Annotated in this window: 4 protein-coding genes; all 4 read left to right on the top strand. The window is 60.4% G+C overall.

Annotated elements, in window-relative coordinates; genetic code table 11:
* Window positions 1-390 (top strand): DUF6875 domain-containing protein (locus NMG80_RS37575; RefSeq protein ID WP_367186051.1); only part of this gene is annotated, 390 nt, incomplete at its 5' end.
* Between the two features lie 66 nt (window positions 391-456).
* Window positions 457-933, top strand: coding sequence for a DUF6130 family protein (locus NMG80_RS32960; protein ID WP_254022010.1), 477 nt, complete (start codon window positions 457-459; stop codon window positions 931-933).
* A gap of 162 nt (window positions 934-1,095) precedes the next feature.
* A complete protein-coding gene (locus NMG80_RS32955) occupies window positions 1,096-1,437 on the top strand; it encodes a carboxymuconolactone decarboxylase family protein (protein WP_254022009.1) in 342 nt (113 codons plus the stop codon).
* 51 nt (window positions 1,438-1,488) lie between these two features.
* Window positions 1,489-1,890: SDR family NAD(P)-dependent oxidoreductase (locus NMG80_RS32950; protein ID WP_254022008.1), on the top strand; the 402-nt coding region annotated here is incomplete at its 3' end.

Below are 1,890 nucleotides of genomic sequence, written 5' to 3'. Positions count from 1 at the left end.
GATGCGATCTACAAATCAATCGTCGTTGTTTTCACCGATTTGTCGGCCGATCGAGCAAAGGATCTCTTCGACGAAATCCTACAGCATCTTGGAGTCCCATCCTACGCAGAAGCCGGACTGGTGCTGGGAGGGTTTTACGAAACCAATGAAGGGTCCGCGCTATACAACCCCAGCTTTCGACCGTTCACAGCGCCTGTGCCGTTCCTGCTGATCAGACCCGCGGTCATCAGCGACTGGAAGTTCTTTCTGGAAAACGAGAACCGGCTGAACCTTTGGGCGCGCCGCTATGGAGAGTCCGCAGCCCCAGCTCTCGCTGAGGAACTACGCCGCTTGCCGTGGCGCGCGAGGCGGAACCAATTCGAAGACCCATACCAAGAGCCGTCCGGCTAGGGCGGCGGCGCGCGGCAGCCCGCTAGCCTGACGAAATCCTGCACTCATCAAAGAAGGAGAATGCACATGACCATGCTCATCAATACGCTTGCCGCCGTCGCGGCTGGCACCGTGCTCGCGACGAGCGCCTTCGCCCAGAGCGCGAGGGATATCCGCGGCGCTTCGCCGTACGTCGCCATCGAGAACGAGCCTGTGCCCAGGCTGATTGTGGATCCGCCGCTTCCCGAGGGGCTGGCCATAGGCGTCTACTGGGCCCAGTACCGAGTGGAGAACTTGCGCATCGTACCCGTGTTCGGGGCGGGCGCCCTCCAGGCGTCACCACGTATCGGGCATCTACACATCATTGTCGACGACTTGCCCTGGTGGTGGGCGGATGCGAGTGACAACAACACAGTCGACATAGCCGGGCTGCCGCCCGGCGAGCACAAGGTGAAGATCGCGTTGGTGGACGCTAATCACAACGTCATCCCCGGACAGGAGGTGACTCATACGTTCACCGTGCCGGAGTCGGCGAAAACGACCCACGAGCATCACGGCAACTAGAGGTGATGCGCAGCACAGCGCATTGCTTCTTCGGGGTGCGGCTGCCGTTCATCCGCCCCCAGCCCCTTACCCCCTTGGCGTAACCCGAGCGGGATCGCCACCGACTTACTTGTCTCTCAACCGGCTGCCTGAAGGCCGAACACCGCAAGTTGGAGTCGTCCAATGCTCGACTGGAAGAAAAAGATCCAGGACATGAACTTCCGCCTCAAGGAATTGTCGACGAGGACGCCGGATACGCTCAAGGGCGCCGCTCTCTTGGCTGGCGCGGGCGCAAAAACCGGTCACCTCGATGCGAAGATCCGCGAACTTATCGCGCTGGCTGTTGCTATCACCACCCGCTGCGACGGCTGCATCGCCGTTCACTCTGCCGAGGCCGTAAAGCTTGGCGCTACTGATGGTGAAATCGCCGAAGCGCTCGGTGTCGCTGTCAACCTCAATGCGGGCGCTGCGCTGGTCTACAGCACACACGTTCTCGATGCCGTGGACCGTCTGAGGCAGGCATGACCGCAACGCCGGAACAAATTCACGCTGAAGAACAAGGAAGGAATAGATCTCATGCTCAAGAACAAGACGGTACTGATTACCGGAGGCGCTTCGGGAATCGGTTTGGCCTCCACCAAGCTCATGTACGAGGCGGGTGCCCGCGTGGCGATCACCGGTCGGGACCAGCCCAAGCTGGACAAGGCACGCGCGGCCATCGGTGATGACCTGCTGACGCTCCAGGTGGACGCTCTTTCGACGGAAAGCCTGCGCAACATGGCGGCGCGGATCAAGGATGTGTTCGGCGGCCTGGATGTGTTCTTCGCCAATGCCGGCGTGGCATACACAACACCGCTTTCAAGCACAACCGAAGAAGCGTTCGATACCCTCATGGATACGAACGTCAAGTCGGTCTTCTTCTCGCTTCAGGCGGTGGAGCCGATCATGCGTGAAGGCGGTTCGGTCATTCTGAATACC

Source organism: Mesorhizobium escarrei (assembly GCF_935825525.1).
GTDB classification, from domain to species: domain Bacteria; phylum Pseudomonadota; class Alphaproteobacteria; order Rhizobiales; family Rhizobiaceae; genus Mesorhizobium; species Mesorhizobium escarrei.
Note: the sequence above shows the minus strand (reverse complement) of the source record. Positions and strands in the feature narration are given on the sequence as shown.

Bases quoted from the DNA above. Each gene is read 5' to 3' on its own strand.
- NMG80_RS32960 (WP_254022010.1), top strand. From the start codon at position 457: ATGACCATGCTCATCAATACGCTTGCCGCCGTCGCGGCTGGCACCGTG.
- NMG80_RS32955 (WP_254022009.1), top strand. From the start codon at position 1,096: ATGCTCGACTGGAAGAAAAAGATCCAGGACATGAACTTCCGCCTCAAG.